The sequence below is a fragment of the Pectinatus haikarae genome (assembly GCF_050916305.1).
In the GTDB taxonomy this organism is placed as follows: Bacteria; Bacillota; Negativicutes; order Selenomonadales; family Selenomonadaceae; genus Pectinatus; species Pectinatus haikarae.
The window spans coordinates 1,733,270-1,748,274 of record NZ_CP116940.1 but is presented as its reverse complement, the minus strand read 5'-3'; the positions used below and the strand labels follow the sequence as shown (position 1 = coordinate 1,748,274).

The window sequence follows — 15,005 nt, the reverse complement described above, 5'->3', positions numbered from 1 at the left end:
TTACCACTCAATTATTACAACGCCTGTACCACCTGCCCCACCTGCATAACTTGCTACGGTTATTCCTGTGCAATCTCCACCGCCACCACCTGCACCAAGAGTGCCTATAGTACCTGTTCCGTTATTACTAAGTGCAGTATAAGATAAAATACTATTTCCGCCATTGCCCCCAGTTCCGCCTGTACTAGTAGAAGATGGGGCTAATAGTTGTGGAGCATCACCAATCCCGCCAATCCCATTTATATCTCCATTAGTTCCTACCCCACCACTGCCTCCAGTGCCGAAAGGGCTACCGCTAATCGCATGTATGCCTCCAGTGCCACCAGTAGCAGAACAATAAGTACCAAAACTGCTTGTTCCGCCATTACCACCATCTGAATTAATAGCGCCACTGCCTCCGGCGCCAACCGTAACAGTGACGGTCGCACCTTTCGACAAGTAAATATTTTTCTTTGCGTAGCCACCTGCCCCGCCGCCACCACCAGCAGAATTAACCGCCGATGTACAGCTGCCACCGCCACCACCTGCACCGACAACTAAAACTTTATACAAGGCACTTTTAGGCGCAGTAAAAGTATAGGTACCTGCTGTACTATATATTTGCTGACCATTTGCAATATAATTGCTCGTGTTGCGGATAAGCCAGGCAACAGTGCCGTCTGTAACTGACGTACCAATATCTGTCCAAGTAGGTTCAGTACTTGCCGTAGTTCCGGCTGTTGTGCATTCGAGATATGCATATGATGGCAGATTAGGTGAATATCTGATATCACTAACTGCGTATGCTGTAGACCGCTGTACTGTATTTAAGGAAAATACATTTCGTATCGCGCTTTCCAGCCCGTTTGTTATACCATCAATATCACTATCAAGACAGTCATGTCCCTGATCAACAATAAAATTAGCAATTGCCCTGCACATGCTAGACCATTGCAAATACATCTTGTTATGCATCCGCGATATGGCCATGCCTGGAATTACCCCATTCTGGCGCTGTGTAGCATTTTCATACTCACTGTCATTATAAGTTTTGTCAGCCGAATTTGCCTCATTGAAAATTTTAAAATTTGTTTCAGCCATAAAATCATCTCCTTATGTCCAATATCCGATATCGTAGCCATGCATTTTATTTTCATCGTCATTTTTATCGTATGAAAATGAATCTTTTGGATCCGGATCCATCCAATTAGCTTCATCATATCCTTTGATCGTTGCTGTTTCCATGTCGTAGCCAAATACCGCATCGTCTGAAAAATAGTAATTAACTCCTACAGATAACGGTTTTGGAATTATCAATCCCTGCTGAATCATATTTTTAGTGATCTGATCAAAATTACTGCCGATCGTGACAATATCAATCGTCATATCTTGATTGTCCTGTATAATTATTCCGGATCCGAACAATATATTCCATAACTTTTTTAAATCATTGATGCCACCTTTCCACATATTTTGAGCAATCTTGGCTTTAAGCAAATTGCGATAAGCAAAATTATCAAGCACAGGTGACAGTCCTTTGTTAGGCTGAAAATTGAGCGTTCTATTTGCTCCGATAATTATGCCAAGAATGTCTTCCTGCTTGCCCATTGCCAAATCTAAATCAAAATAATCGCTCAAATAAATAGCACAGGAGCAAATATCCTCACTGTGCTTTAAAAGTGCGCCTAAAGTGGCTATATATTTAGGTTTACCCCGATGTTGGCTTGTAATAAGATCTTTATAATTATCAATTAAGGCCATTACGTCGCCTCCGATACGGAGATTGTACCAACGGCAGCAACTTCATTAAAATTTAAAATTATATTACCGGTACCCATTGCGCCGCCTGTCTTCCCTATTTCCGTCGTGCCCAGGGAAAATTCGGGCCGAGCTGTATTGCTGATTGCTTTTGTAATTGCAGCTATAATTCCGGTAATAGATACGGCATAGCCAATATCAAGATTTTCAATATAGCTTTCAATATTACTTTTTATTGTATCCAAAACTGTTGATGAATAACCAGTGCTGGCGTATATTGTTATATTTGCATCAACTGAAATGTATGTGGGTCTGAAAAATCTAATATCATTTTGCAGTCCGTCATCATTTGTGTATACTATCGTAGTATTGCCATATGTCCCGCTACCAGGACCTTTACGCAGATAAATCTGTTCACCAATATTTGCATCCAGTCCTCCTTCAACGACCGCAGCAACTGAGTGCCCTGGTATGCCGTTACTGTCGGTGGTATTTGAGTCATTATCATACACCTTAGATCTGTTTACTCCCGATATACTTGCGATTCCTGCGATTAGACTATTTACCATATTTTGTGACGGAATTGCGACGCTTATTGACTGCCGCTCTTTCAATTCCTCATTAGTTTCAATCGGATCACCGACGACAGCAGGTACAAGATTATTTACAGCGGTCCAGCCATATTGCGGAGTATTTATCTTAGTGATTGCTCCGATCGCAGCTTCTATCGATCCGATCGTCTCGCATTGAGCTGTCGTTGATAATGTTTCAGCTGTAAAAGTAATATTTGCAGGCAGATCCCATTTATAACCTGCTGAGTCCTCAACTACTCCCGCGGTAATCGTCGTCCCTGCAGTCCCCGTCAGCGTGACAACGCATGTACTGTAACTTGCGGATTTGCGGGCAATACCATTTAATTTTACGAGGCTGTCAAGTCCCGTGCCGACAGCCGTTTTTGGACTAAAATTATTATAAATAATCTGCAAAAGCTGTATAGTATCATAAGTTTTAAGAGCAAATGCCGATATCATTTGATAATCCTGGCTGTCATTATCAAGATAGATATCTTGCCCATATATATCCTTAAAGGTGTCAATCAAATCATCTCTAATATCAGCATATGTTGGTATATGCAGCCCTGCATCATCGATATACGGTGCTGTATAAGGCATTACATCGCCTCCTCGATCGTTATAGCGCCATACTCCGTTTGAATTTCTGCATTAATTGTAAGTGCGCGATTCTCATTATCCCATGTCGGTGTATAAGATATTACAGACATCACTTTATCAGTCTGCTCTATGCGCTCTCGAATAATCTTTTCAGCGGCTGCCTTATCTCTTTGAGCAATGATTTTCTGCCAGAAGGGAACGCCATCTTCAAGCGACTCCCACCATTCATATATGAGCTGCCGCAATCTGGTAATTACTGCCTGACGGACAGCGTCCGCATCTGAAAAAAAAGCATTGCCGTTATTTAATACATAGTCGCCATTTTCATCAAGCGCTCTGTAGATCATTAACTGACACCTCCCGTATCACTACTGCCGGACTGAACATCTTTATGCATATGCCCCAGAAAGTTTTTTCCATCAATTGTAGTTCCACCACTGATCACAGTCTTGCCGTTCACATTTACGTTAGCTGCGGAGATATTAATTGTATCACCCGATATTTCGATGCACGCACTGCCAGAAGCGTTCCGGAGCTGCGCAGAGCTGCCAGAGAAACCGCTTACTACATTGGGCTGGCTCTTAAATCCGACAAGGGCGAAACCATCGGATAGATCATGCCGACGCCGTTCTATTTGATTTTGCACTCCGCCATTTTGCCACCATGCATCCATACAGTTATCACCAAAGACAACCAGGCAGTCATCGCCCACGGTGATCGGTAGTGTCAGACAATATCCACCTCCGGAATACACAAAAAATGGTACATCCGGCAACAGCGGTATTTCTGTCCATTGCAGATTGCCATCAAAATTTAGCCGCTCGCGAATAGCCAATTGAACAGTACAGGTCTGCTTTCCATAATCTACTGCCTGTATTATGCCCGGAGCCGCAACTCGTAAACCAATACTTACACTGTCCAGAAGTCGTTTTTGATATTCAATTTTATCTTGTGTGCGTTCACTTGTTTTTAGCATAGCTTTACTCCATTGTTTGCTTATCATTATCATAAGGCATTGGCAGTCCCATTGTCCCGTTGCGCCCTACACCCACAACCTCGGTTGTCCACGTATCACCCCAAGTATCACCAGAGTGTACTATTGACTTGACCTCATATTCCCCATCAACATCGAACTGAGATTGTTGAGGAAGTTGATTATTATTACCTTTCCCCGATATGTCAATGTTTAAAAGCTGGCGCTGAATTAATTCGTTATCTATTTTTATCATTGATTGCAATTTTACACGGCAATCAAGCAATATTTTTATGTGAATACCGTCATCCCCATATTGTGGAGTACCCACAAGTCCAGTCATAGGCGTTAGTACCAGAACCTGATCGGACGGTATTTCATCGATGACTTTCTTAATAATTAATTTATCATCCTCCCCCGCCCAGAAGGCTGCATCATTAAACCTACAGATATCACGATAATATTTACCGGGTGTCCCAAATAATACTTTGCCGCGCGGAAGCGCTTGATTTGATAAATTATTACTTATGTTGCCGACTGTAATTTTTTTATCCGCGCTTTTGGCAACTGCATTTACTATCTCACGCGGAGTACTGCCTGCCGCTATAGTTGATCTAACATGGTTAGTGTCAAACATCAAAATGCCTTTAATAGCGATTATTTCAAGCTTATAATCAACGCCACTTTCCCGATTACGAATCACCTGGACAATATCACCAGTAAAAATCTCCCCGTATTGCCCTTCCTGATATCCCCCTTCAATCGCGATTTGAAAACCTTCTTTTATAACATCTCCCTCAGATTTGGCATTCATGTTATAAATGGTAAGAGTGCAAAGACTTGCCGCTGTACCATATACTTGTTGTGTCTGGAAAATACATTTAAGCATAGAAACGTCAACTGCGGTATCATGTTCTTGATCACGAACGGTATTGCCATTTTCGTCTTTAGTATAAGCTGGCTTATATATTGTTATTTTCCATTTACGACCGTATAATCTGCCCCTTCGCTCTGTTGTTGTACTATCATCCATCTGTATCACTCCAAACTAAATACCAGTCCGAATCTAATGTATTTTCTGTTGGCCATTCTTCAGATATCGTCTGCCTAGGCACCACATATGCGCTTCCGATATTCATATATTTAAATTGTTCGAGGATATTCTGCGCAGGAATGATCGGCAGGCTCGTTATTAGCATAGTTCCATTAGAATCAGTTATACTGACTACCCAGTAATTAGCTAATTCGTTATAATTAAGCGTAAAAGAAAGTGTAATATTTTGTTTATCAACAGGAATTTTAGAAGAAAATGTCTGATTTGGAACAGCCTGTAAAGGAATTATTGAATACATATTATCACCCAATCTTATTTGCAATAGCCTTTGCCGCGGTAGTATTTACTCCCTGTACTTGCGCTGGAGCTTGACCAGTTGAACTATTAGAAGTAGCAGCGGCTCGTGCACTAGTTTTAGTCTCGGCTACTTCTGTAAAAATAATTTCTCGTAACCTAACTGTGCAGCGCAACGCATTAAGTGTTTTATAATCATCTGGTGCCGATAATTCTTCAATCAGCATATTATTATATGTTTGCAGACGCGTTTCAACGACGATTGGTACGCGTGACTGTTGCATGGCCTTTAACGATAACCAGGTTCGTGCCGCGCGCCCATTGCCAAAAGTGGTTACCGAATCAGGCTTACATGTCAAAATATTGCTATACATTTTCATGGTTTGCAATTCCTGATAAATCATTTCTAAAATTGGATCCGTAGATACAAAATTATCTGTTGCAGCATCAGTCATCATAATTTCAATAGTCAGCTCTGCGGGTTCAATAACAGCATGATCAGTCATTACAACTCCTGTTTGCACCGGATATTGAGTCGGACGTATACGGCTTAAATGCTCGGTACGCATAATGCCATCGAAATACATTCCTCCTATTGGCCACTTAGGGATTCGAAAAAGAAAATTAGTAAGATTTGTATATCCAGTAGCGAAGTTTAACAAAGTATAATTCCCTGTTAATTTTGCTATTTGCTGAGAAAAGTCCATCCATCCAGGTTTTTTTGCCCCCGATAGAATATCCTGAAAATAATTAATGCCGTCAACGGATAATCCTTTTCCTATTACTCCCACGGTTTCACCTCCAGAAGGATTTATTTAAATTTTGTCAAATATAATCAACATAGAGAAGGGAGCGAGTGCTTATGTCGGTAAATGACCCCGTTTATGTCACAAATGTATCGGATAAGAAAAAAACAACGGCTATTATTTTATGTCTTGTAGGGTTTTTAGGTGCAGCCGGTATACACCGCATTTATGTTGGAAAAATTTTTAGTGGTCTTTTATACTTTTTTACATTTGGTTTTTTCTTTATTGGCACAGTAATTGATTTAATTCAATTACTACTAGGTCAATTTTCTGATAATGTTGGATATCCCCTAAGAAAAAGCTAAAAATATAAAAATAGAGTGGTGAATTATGCCACTCTATTTTTTTTACACTATTTCGGGAGAACCCGTTACAGCCCTTGAGCGATATAAGTATTCCCCGCGATTATTCACTGCATCTAAAGATTTATCAGCAACTGCCTGCCCTATATCATCTGCACTGGCATTACTGCTTGTTACCGTCACACCACCTACATTAACAGTATTATAGACTGTATTGGTCCCTGCATAATTTGCTTGCGCCCCTCCAGCTGTCATATTACGCAGCACACGAGGATCAGCATTATTTACTAGCGTACTTATGCCTATAGCTCCTAGAACATCATGTACACCCTGTTTTACGCCAGCGGTAAACTGTTCCAAAGTGCTTTTCTCACTCTGGTCCCCGTCATCAGGCGTATATTCCGAAGTAGGACTATCAGATACATATGATCCATGTTCGTCAAAGGCAATTCTCATGCCGTATTTATTTGCTATATAACCAATATCCTCGTCCTTGTAATCGCCAATTACCTTAAATCCTATTGAGTTACCACTACCATATTTAATATCTATTCCATAACCTTTATTGATTATTTCATTTACAAAATTATTAAATTTATCTAGTAGTAGGGAATCTGTTGCACTCATATCGGGAGAATCAAATTTGTTAACTCCATCATCAGAACTATCATTGTCGTTATTGGTATCACCCGTAGAAGACAATGCCCCTGACTTTATTTTATTTAACCAATTTGCTGCATATGCTTGTTCATCACCGGGATTCCCCACCTCAAATTTATCTGTCCAGAATTTAGCTGATTCTGATGCTGACATTCCAGACATATCGTCAGGACCTTGTCCACGCTCTTTTGCTTCCAATATTGCATAATCAGCTTGCACGCCTGGGTCTTGCGGATTCAATCCATGCTTAGCAGCCCATGAGAGAAAGGCTTCTTTGCGTCCACCGTTCCATTGAAACATGCCATAACCGCCAACATGACCAACTCCTTCAATGTCTTGCTCAGGCACATCACTTGTATCAAAATTATGTTCCTGTTGCACACGTCCCATTATACCGGCTATTGCTTCATCATCCCATCCGGCTTTTTTAAACCGCTGATACACTACCTCTGCATTATGATCGGTATCACCATTGCCGGACTCAGAGCCACCGGAATCCCCATTAAGAGCCTGACCCGCAAGTTTCGCAGCTCTTTTATAGTCTCCACTAACCAAAGATATAAGTGCTTGGCCTAATTTACCAACTGCTTTTAATGCACCAAAAACGATATCAGTGAAGAATTTTACAGCTTTACCTATGCCTTCCCAAAATTCCCTAAAAAGACGATTATCCATCATCATTTTTAACAGCTGTGAAAGCCAGTGTATCAGCGTTGCTATACCGCGAATCATCGCAGATATAAATTTAACAACTTCCCGCAGTGCATCGCGGAACGAGTAAACATGCTGCGTTTTATCCATTCCTTTGAAAAATGAACTTAGGGCAATTTTGACAAGATCTATAATTGCATTAAAAAGCTCAAGAAATGCAGCAGCTAAATCGCTGATTGCTTCAATCAGTTCTTTTACAGTCTCCGAGCGCGCAGCTTCCCGCAGCCATTCCCCTAATACTTCAAGACAATAGCTGATTACATTAATAAGTCCAAGAAATATATCCCAAAGGCGTGATAAAAAACCTTCAAATTCTGCTCCTGCACCACTGTCTTTCATAGAGTCATAGAGAGATTTTAATGCCGATGCAACAGCATCTATAATACCACTACCTAAATCCCATAGTGCTTTACCCAGACGTTTTACGGTATTAATAAAATCGTTAAATTCTTTTGAATTACCAACTTCATTGATAAGATTACCAAGATAGTTTCCAAATTCTTCGATTTTATTTTTTGCTAGAATTACATAGTTGATAAATTCTTCCCAGAACGGTTCTGCCGCATTGGCGAAAGCCGTAATTTTTTGTTTGGCTATATCGATAAAAGTATTCAGCTTATCCCAATACTTGCCAAACTCTGCCTGTTTGCCTTCCATATAGCCGAAATAGTCATCAATAAGCAGCAATAAGGTGCTTACCAACGCTATCATTCGTCCAAAAGGAGACGCCCTTAATAATAAAAAGAATCCTGCCAGCGCGGCGGTAGCTATCTTTATACCCCGCGGGAAGGATTCCCATAAACCATACACTGATTTTGTTACACCTTTTATAAGATCCCAGAAATGGATTCCTATATTGATTATATACACCAGGTACCGGGCAGCCTTTTCTGTCCAGACAGACATGTTACGAATAAAGCTGTCATTAAAGGATTTGAAATTCTCCTTTGCCTCCTGCAACGGACGATTAAGATATTTCATCAGATAGTATCCTACCCAGGTCATCACATAAGACACTTCCTGCTTCAATCTTGTAAATTCAAACATCAAATCCCGAAAGCTTTTCATTGTCTGCTGAAAATCACCGCCCGGTTTCATCTGTCGTCCATCAGCAACAAGTTGCTTATAACGATTCATCAACTCCGGCGTAATAACAATATCACTCACGGATTCACCAAGTGCATCAGTGGCTTTTTTCATTTCCCATGCAGCGTCTTTGCTGACCATCATTCGCCGGCTCAGTTTTTCCATCGCCAAATCCTGATCGGCAGCAGCCTTCATCATTCCTGCAACTGCCGTGGTAACACTTGCAACTGCAGTACCGATTATCGTGGATGCTTTAACAAAATTCGCCGCCCATGATCCGGTTGCAGATTCAATCGTACCGCTTGTCGTTTTTATCGTGCTGTCAAGCTGATTAAATCCAGGCTTATCAATCTGAACACCAAGTCCGACAAGATATTCTTTTATTAATTCACCTATCATTTAATCACGCTCCCTTAATGACGCCTGATATTCTTCCTCGCGGCGCTGATTTTCTGCCTTAACCATCATCATTTCATGCGCGTCAAGCAAATCCTTGAAAGTATACGTACCATCCCACAGTTCATGCTGTTTCCAAATCCCTGCGGTAACCGGCGCATATATCCAGCCGTTTAGATTTTGATATTCACAGGGAAGATACCCGGCAGGCTTGAAAGCGCCTTCTTCAATTCCTTCAAGCCATCTGCGACGAAAAAATCGGACATGTTATATGTCAGTACATTAATACAAAGCAAAATTGCCAGCATTGTATTATCTTGAATATTCTCAACACCCCAACTCCCATTATCAGCATTTATAATAGGCGCAGTACGTGCTGGCAACACTTCACCGGCCGCAGATAAACAATCCTGCATAAAAACTTTAAATTCCGCCTTAGTCATAACCGTACGACTTTGAGGCAATATATCCGATAAATTTTTACCTTTTTGGGTAGGGATTTTGTTTTCTATCCCCATTGGTAAAAACTTTTCAAACAGCTGGAATATAATATAACCACCTGTGAAAGCGTCGAACTTCTTAATTTCAAACTTGCGATCCATGATTTCAATAACCTTAGATTTTTCGCGTCCCATAATACCCTCCTATTAAACCGGCAATCTTTGAATATCCGTAAACAAAATACTCCAATTTACGCGCTGACCCTGTGACTGGAAAGGTTCATCCGGTTCTTTGACAAAAGAGCCACCGGTGCAATAAAATGTTTTGCTCATTTTCGGTGCCGTTACAGTCAAACTTATTTCGGCCCATTCGCTGGTGTCTGCACTCCATACATAGTTAAACAAACCTTGCAGCCAATTATGCAGGGTTGAAGTCTGCTGCGCATTTATGGCAACGCTGCCATTATTACCGGCGACTTTACTTACCATAATATTCCCATCCGCCGCAACATCATGGACCGAGCGGTCTGTTGCTTTACTGATGCTTAAATCACCTATACCTTCCCCCTGAATGGTGTATGACCCATAGGAGGGGTGAGAAATAGTAGCGTTTATATCAGTAAAGGAATATGTGCTATATTTTGGCAATTTCCATTCCTCCTTATCTGTTTACATCAACTTGTACAGTGACATGATGAACTGCCCCTGCAAGCTTAAATGATACATATATAGGCGGCGCATTACGCTCGTCCCTGTCAGATTGCGACTGATCAGCTATAGCTTCCGACTGGATAAGATAACCATTTGGCAGCGTGTCGCCGTAATTAAGATTCAGCAATGACGATCCCAGCCATGTCCCCGATGCAATAAATCCTACTTTATAAGCATCCTCACAAACGACTTTCACAGCATTTTTAATTTGTGTCATGCCCGCTTCTGTCTGGGCAATTTTGTTATTATTTACAAATAAATCCATGATGCCGAGCTGCATATCATTTTGATATTTGTCCAAATATATTATTTCATCAAACCAAGAACCATCCGATACGCGCCCTTCTTCAAAGACATTGTAATAGGTACCGCGATTAATATAGACATTTCCGTAGTTACCCTTGATAGTATTTACCATATTCGTAGTAAATACCTGATCGGCATTTTCAGCGTCAACACCGACTTCTGACTTGTAGGCAAGTGTGAATGAGCTGTTAATCGTATCAGCACTCATGGCTCCCATGGCCCAACCAACAATCGCACAAATGGCATCTTGGTGAGTCGTACTGTATTGGCCAATAACCCGCCTATATGCTTTAGTTTTTAATTGGCTGAATATGTCAGTTTCACCAATCAGGGATCCAGCGTCTGATGTGGTAAAAGCAAATACTGATGTTGGCTTTGTTGCTTCAATATATTCCACTACATCTAAAATTTCTTGATTGGTAATAGCTGCACAATAGTTTGCTATATACCATTCAGCATCGGCCTGTCTGCAGGCTTCAATTGTTTCAACTGGTGTTTCAGCCCGCGTTCCGCTGCTGATTGCGGTTCCATCTTCAATGACGATTGTCCCTGTACATGTCATTGTCCCGGGAGTATGCCCACCGGCGGCTGTTTTTTCCGTGATGGTAATCACGGCTGCAGCAGCTGTTGCCATATAAATAGAGCTGAATACTGTTTTGCCGTTGAATGCAGCGGCAATTGCTGCCGCTGTAACCGTAGAATCCGCTCCGACCTCATAATCTGTACCGGCAGTCAGCGTACTACCATTAAACGATACCGTATCGGTATCTGCTGCACCATTAGTAGTTATTGTATAGGTATTACTTCCTGCCACTGCAGTCGTGCTTATTTTTCCGATAGCAACAAGCGGCGGTATTTTTGCCTGCCCGAAAATCAATGCAGCAGCCTTATATAATCTGTCGGATGATTTAAATCCCGCCTGCAACATCGAATCTACGCTGTCATAAGTAACAATGCGTTTATTTTCAAAATCAGCTATACTGCCAACATCGCCTATTAAAAGAGCAAGATTAAATTTTCTGCGTGTTGCCGATACGGTCGATAAATTGACAATTATATTAACAACCGGATCTAACGGCAGAGATGATTTTAATGCCATGTCAATCCTCCTATCTTCTATTTGCCTGCAGCGATAATGTTATTGATTCAATATGCCCAACATCATCAGGCTGCAGTTCATAAAGTTCATTAAAAGTTAAAGCTAAATCCCAACGCTGCCACCATTGCCCTGCAAACATTTCATTTGACTGAACGCAAACCGGTAAATTTGGCACTAAAAAAACGGAATTTTTACTGAGATTATCGTGAATCTTTTGCGTAAAAACTCCGTTCTTTATGCTGTTTGCTATATCGTAAGAATTTGGTCCGTAGACTGTGAACAAAACTTGCCATACCCGTGTTCTTGCCATATACCGCATGACAGTACTATTTTCCGTTTTAAATTCGCTGTTTATCTGTTTCCCGTAATCATCATTTTGCTCGGAAGTATTAAGGAAAATAATATTATCCGTTATCTTCCAGTCAGGCTGCCCATCTACGGGATATTTCCAGCGAATAAATTTATCCGGATTTGCAATGAGCGATGACGTCGAATCCGCAGCCACTTGCCAGAATACTTTTTGCAGATCATTATAATTCATTCTGTATCCCCCAGCAGTGTGCCGATTGCCTTATAATACCCGTTTTCAGCATAGTCAAAGGCATATAGCAGCTTATATTTTTTTCCCTTATAAATACATGTGTCAGACGTCTTCTCGGTATCTGTCACATCAAGACTGCATTCATCTGTAAAAAATGTTTTAAGCCCATGTGCATGATCAGCTTCGGGCAGCATATCAATATCCTTGCTGGAGGATGGCAGGACAATACCCTCGACGATGGTATTGGTCTCTGTAGCGGTCTGTTCTCCCTGTACCCATACCGGCGCGGCTTTTTTTACAACAGAAAAATTCATGCAAAAATCGGGATCGTGAATAAGCTCGGATACATCAATCATTCTTTATCCCTCACAACATAAGTTATTGACTTGCGCATTTCACCGGTATCGATCAGAGGATGATCAGACCCTTTTTTCTTGATGGTACTTTCAGCATTCGGCGGCCAGCCGTTTTCCGGATTATCAAACCAACCTTTTGCAGCTGATTCCGCAAGCATGCCCGCCTTATTCAACGCCTCTTCCATGGCCTGCGGATTTTTTTCAATCGCTGCTGTACTGGCGGCAGCAAGTTGTTTGCCGATAATATCTTTCTGTGATTCAATTGCCGGTTCTAGAACAGGACGCGGCGGAATATTAAGCATAGGGCTGCCATGCTCTTTTATATATAAGCTGTGAGCCTTACTATATTTCATGCCTTTATCGGTATTCTCTGTCATTTCCTGACGCATTTCTTCGGACCTGACACCGTGTGATTGCACATATAGAAGCTCTGCGTTATTTATCGTATCGCCGTCTGGCCGCCCAGCATTTTCCTGCGGAATGCCAACAAGAACCTTTTTTTTTGAAAGATTTTCAATCAGTTTGCGTATAGATCCAGTGCTCCCATTTTGCTGCAGAGATACGGTACCTTTTACCATACGACCATGCCCCCCATTGAGACCGTTTTGGCCAGAGTGATGAATTGCTGGCCGAATCCCGTCTGCTTATATGTCCCCCAGCCGTCAAAATCACCAGCAACAATGCTGAAATCATAGCTGACTGACAAATCACCGGCACTTTTTGATGTCTGCAGCCCTTTTGCCAGGCCATTATTAATAATCTTTTTAAGACTATCACTCGCGCTTGCTGCCGTCTGTAAATAAAGAGTCAGCCAATGTGCAATAAATAAACCCATGCATATATTCCATAAATCATGATATCGATTATAGTGGATAGATGCCTGGGCTAAATTTATATATGCTTGCAGGACAACAGTAGAAACCACCGGTGTTATTCCGTCTGCTTGTTTTACCGAAAACTGCGGATATTGTCCAAGAAAACCATCGGCAGTATATGTCGGATTACCGCCGGTACGGATATTACTTGCCGTTGCGATTATGCCGTAGATATCCATGTCCGCATGGCCGTTCATTTCTTTTTACCTGTATCAGAGGCAGCTTTATCGGCGGCTTCCTGTGCAGCTTTATCGGCAGTAACAGAGATATCTTCAGATACCTCAATGCTTCCATCTGTTTTAGCCCAGCCAAAGAGCGGATCATCGGCGATCCAATCAGGTGCATTCTCAAAAGCAAGAATTTCCGGGCTATATGCTTCCTCGCGATTATTCGGATTATGAAAAGCAAGTTTTTTCTTTGCAATTAGTTTTATACTCATTGATTTCCTCCCTAAATACCATCACGATAAATAAACGGCTCGTAATAATGAACTTTGACCTGTCCAATATTTGACATATACAGGCTGTCATATGACCCGGTACCCACATTCGGCTGAGTCATAACACGAGAAAGCGGCACAGGAACGTCCATGCCGACAAAACGCTTCTGATTCACATAGCAGACCATCCGATTTGTACTGCCGGTACCAGCGCCGGTGCAGAATCTGCATTCGCCAATAAATAGGTCAACTCCCTTTGCTTTAGCAATATTGTTTTCAAGTAAATATTTTAAAATGCTTATGGGCGCCGGATAACCATTTACTGAGACCATCGTTCTGTTGATATAAGCAAAATTTGTCGGATCAATAAGAATGTGGTTCGGGATTGCGGAATTATCATACTGAGCAGCTGCCCATCCTGCGACAATCGCATCATCAACATCATTCAATATTTCGATTGTAGTTTTGTCCTTCCACGTTGTTTTAGTGGACGCGCCGGCAGCAACGGAGGCTGCTGTAATATTCGTATCATTAAGCAGTCCGGTTGTTCCATACGCAGACTGACCAAGATAAGTATTGATGTCCATATACTTGTCATAGTCAAGCCGTATGCCATCGTCATAAATCTGTTCAATGCTGCGTCCTGTAACAGCGCCGCGAAGCTGATCCTGAATTTTAATACTCATTGCTACTTCATAAGGCAGTACCTTATAAAGGTCCTTCGATAAATCTGCCTGAATGCGTCTGATCGCATTCTGCACACCACCGACACCATCAGCCTGTCCGCCTGTAACAGAGTACTCGACATTAAAAGCAGAAGTAGCTTCGACCCATCCGCCACCACTTTCGATATTGATATCCCGCGGATAAGTCGTATTTGTGAGCGGTTCGCGCAAAAGTGGATCGAGTTTTTCCAGCTCACTCTGCAGAAAAGCCAGTCCGCTTGATACCGCGCTTGCATCTAAAGTAAGTCCCTTCATCGCACCGCGTGAGGGCGCAATAGGTAAATTGTATGTTTTTCTTATCCCTGGCATTATTTAATTCCTC

Annotated in this window: 20 protein-coding genes; 1 reads left to right on the top strand and 19 read right to left on the bottom strand. The window is 41.7% G+C overall.

Annotated features, from left to right (window positions below; all coding sequences use genetic code 11):
- The 8 genes from NXG61_RS08610 to NXG61_RS08575 are packed head-to-tail and all read right to left on the bottom strand — an operon-like array spanning position 1 to position 6,021.
- Complete coding sequence (locus NXG61_RS08610; RefSeq protein ID WP_307222322.1) at positions 1–1,080, bottom strand: glycine-rich domain-containing protein; 1,080 nt, start codon at positions 1,078–1,080, stop codon at positions 1–3.
- Positions 1,081–1,092: 12 nt separating this feature from the next.
- Positions 1,093–1,740, bottom strand: a complete 648-nt coding sequence (locus NXG61_RS08605) for a DUF2612 domain-containing protein (protein WP_307222324.1) — start codon at positions 1,738–1,740, stop codon at positions 1,093–1,095.
- The gene (locus NXG61_RS08600) at positions 1,740–2,909 is read right to left on the bottom strand and encodes a baseplate J/gp47 family protein (protein ID WP_307222326.1); all 1,170 of its coding nucleotides are present in this window, start codon (positions 2,907–2,909) and stop codon (positions 1,740–1,742) included. Before NXG61_RS08600 ends, NXG61_RS08605 begins: the two co-directional genes overlap by 1 nt.
- Positions 2,909–3,256 carry a hypothetical protein gene (locus NXG61_RS08595; RefSeq protein ID WP_307222327.1) on the bottom strand — a complete coding sequence of 116 codons (348 nt, stop codon included), beginning with the start codon at positions 3,254–3,256 and terminating at the stop codon, positions 2,909–2,911. The genes NXG61_RS08600 and NXG61_RS08595 overlap by 1 nt, the downstream gene beginning before the upstream one ends.
- A complete protein-coding gene (locus NXG61_RS08590) occupies positions 3,256–3,885 on the bottom strand; it encodes a Gp138 family membrane-puncturing spike protein (protein ID WP_307222328.1) in 630 nt (209 codons plus the stop codon). The genes NXG61_RS08595 and NXG61_RS08590 overlap by 1 nt, the downstream gene beginning before the upstream one ends.
- 4 nt (positions 3,886–3,889) lie before the next feature.
- Positions 3,890–4,915: a baseplate hub protein gene (locus NXG61_RS08585; protein WP_307222330.1), complete on the bottom strand. Its 1,026-nt coding sequence runs from the start codon at positions 4,913–4,915 to the stop codon at positions 3,890–3,892.
- A complete protein-coding gene (locus NXG61_RS08580; protein ID WP_432748907.1) occupies positions 4,908–5,258 on the bottom strand; it encodes a phage baseplate plug family protein in 351 nt (116 codons plus the stop codon). Before NXG61_RS08580 ends, NXG61_RS08585 begins: the two co-directional genes overlap by 8 nt.
- Positions 5,239–6,021: a phage baseplate protein gene (locus NXG61_RS08575; RefSeq protein WP_307222333.1), complete on the bottom strand. Its 783-nt coding sequence runs from the start codon at positions 6,019–6,021 to the stop codon at positions 5,239–5,241. Before NXG61_RS08575 ends, NXG61_RS08580 begins: the two co-directional genes overlap by 20 nt.
- Positions 6,022–6,092: 71 nt before the next feature.
- On the opposite strand from NXG61_RS08575, the gene NXG61_RS08570 reads away from it, so the two are divergent.
- Positions 6,093–6,341, top strand: a complete 249-nt coding sequence (locus NXG61_RS08570) for a TM2 domain-containing protein (RefSeq protein ID WP_307222335.1) — start codon at positions 6,093–6,095, stop codon at positions 6,339–6,341.
- A gap of 42 nt (positions 6,342–6,383) precedes the next feature.
- Here the strand turns inward: NXG61_RS08570 and NXG61_RS08565 are convergent, their stop codons facing one another.
- From NXG61_RS08565 to NXG61_RS08515, 11 genes are read right to left on the bottom strand one after another with little or no spacing between them, the layout of a single operon-like run.
- Complete coding sequence (locus tag NXG61_RS08565) at positions 6,384–9,194, bottom strand: phage tail tip lysozyme (RefSeq protein ID WP_307222337.1); 2,811 nt, start codon at positions 9,192–9,194, stop codon at positions 6,384–6,386.
- Complete coding sequence (locus NXG61_RS08560) at positions 9,195–9,332, bottom strand: DUF6889 family protein (protein WP_432748997.1); 138 nt, start codon at positions 9,330–9,332, stop codon at positions 9,195–9,197. It lies immediately after the preceding gene.
- A 32-nt stretch (positions 9,333–9,364) separates the two neighbouring features.
- A complete protein-coding gene (locus tag NXG61_RS08555) occupies positions 9,365–9,826 on the bottom strand; it encodes a phage tail assembly chaperone (RefSeq protein WP_307222340.1) in 462 nt (153 codons plus the stop codon).
- 12 nt (positions 9,827–9,838) lie between these two features.
- Positions 9,839–10,279, bottom strand: a complete 441-nt coding sequence (locus NXG61_RS08550) for a phage protein (RefSeq protein ID WP_307222341.1) — start codon at positions 10,277–10,279, stop codon at positions 9,839–9,841.
- A 13-nt stretch (positions 10,280–10,292) separates the two neighbouring features.
- On the bottom strand, positions 10,293–11,747 hold the full coding sequence (locus tag NXG61_RS08545) for a DUF3383 family protein (RefSeq protein WP_307222343.1): 1,455 nt from the start codon (positions 11,745–11,747) through the stop codon (positions 10,293–10,295).
- 10 nt (positions 11,748–11,757) lie between these two features.
- A complete protein-coding gene (locus NXG61_RS08540) occupies positions 11,758–12,288 on the bottom strand; it encodes a phage neck terminator protein (RefSeq protein ID WP_307222344.1) in 531 nt (176 codons plus the stop codon).
- Positions 12,285–12,644 carry a hypothetical protein gene (locus tag NXG61_RS08535; RefSeq protein ID WP_307222345.1) on the bottom strand — a complete coding sequence of 120 codons (360 nt, stop codon included), beginning with the start codon at positions 12,642–12,644 and terminating at the stop codon, positions 12,285–12,287. Before NXG61_RS08535 ends, NXG61_RS08540 begins: the two co-directional genes overlap by 4 nt.
- A complete protein-coding gene (locus NXG61_RS08530; protein ID WP_307222347.1) occupies positions 12,641–13,222 on the bottom strand; it encodes a hypothetical protein in 582 nt (193 codons plus the stop codon). The genes NXG61_RS08535 and NXG61_RS08530 overlap by 4 nt, the downstream gene beginning before the upstream one ends.
- Entirely contained in the window at positions 13,216–13,716 is a 501-nt protein-coding gene (locus NXG61_RS08525) for a DUF4054 domain-containing protein (protein WP_307222348.1), read from the bottom strand. Before NXG61_RS08525 ends, NXG61_RS08530 begins: the two co-directional genes overlap by 7 nt.
- Positions 13,713–13,958, bottom strand: coding sequence for a 2-nitropropane dioxygenase (locus tag NXG61_RS08520; protein WP_307222350.1), 246 nt, complete (start codon positions 13,956–13,958; stop codon positions 13,713–13,715). The genes NXG61_RS08525 and NXG61_RS08520 overlap by 4 nt, the downstream gene beginning before the upstream one ends.
- 11 nt (positions 13,959–13,969) lie before the next feature.
- Complete coding sequence (locus NXG61_RS08515) at positions 13,970–14,992, bottom strand: DUF2184 domain-containing protein (protein WP_307222352.1); 1,023 nt, start codon at positions 14,990–14,992, stop codon at positions 13,970–13,972.
- Positions 14,993–15,005: the final 13 nt, after the last annotated feature.